The organism is Methylosinus sp. RM1, assembly GCF_011378635.1.
GTDB lineage: Bacteria > Pseudomonadota > Alphaproteobacteria > Rhizobiales > Beijerinckiaceae > Methylosinus > Methylosinus sporium.
Map to the genome: position 1 here is coordinate 1 of NZ_WOVC01000122.1, position 607 is coordinate 607.

Consider the following 607-nt stretch of genomic DNA (forward strand, 5'->3'; position numbering starts at 1 on the left):
ATCGGGATCGTCGAAGGCGAGTCCGCGATCATGCGGCGCCGAATGGAAATTCGTCACCTTGTAGAGGACCTCCGTATCGGGTTCGAGCGTGCAGAAGCCATGCGCAAAGCCCTTCGGCACGATGAGCTGGCGCCCGTTTTCGGCGGAAAGCATGACGGCGACATGGCGTCCGTAGCTCGGCGACGAGCGGCGAATATCGACCGCTACATCCAGAATGCTCCCGTGCGCCACTCGCACCAGCTTGTCCTGCGCGAAAGGCTCGGTCTGGAAATGCAGCCCGCGAATGACGCCGATGTCGCGCGAGAGCGAATGATTGTCCTGGACGAAGCGGAAGGACGGCAGTCCGTGCTCCTCCCATCGCCTTTGATTATAGGTCTCGGAGAAAAAGCCGCGGGCGTCGCCGAACCGATCCGGCGTGACGATCTTGACGCCTTCGAGCGCCGTGTCTTCGACCTTCATACTATCCTCTTAGGGGCGGCGCTGGGCGTCACAGGGCGGAGCCGAGACGCTCGCCGCGATATTTGCCGGAGCGGATCGCCGACCACCACTCCTCATTGTCGAGATACCAGCGCACGGTTTTGCGCAGCCCGCTGGCGAAGCTCTCCTT

Annotated in this window: 1 protein-coding gene and 1 pseudogene; both read right to left on the reverse strand. The window is 62.3% G+C overall.

From position 1 onward, the window contains the following. Window positions 1–459 (reverse strand): dTDP-4-dehydrorhamnose 3,5-epimerase (gene rfbC / locus FMZ75_RS22335; protein WP_166146325.1); only part of this gene is annotated, 459 nt, incomplete at its 3' end. Window positions 460–487: 28 nt separating this feature from the next. After that, a pseudogene (locus tag FMZ75_RS22340) lies at window positions 488–607 on the reverse strand (dTDP-glucose 4,6-dehydratase); the annotation flags it as partial.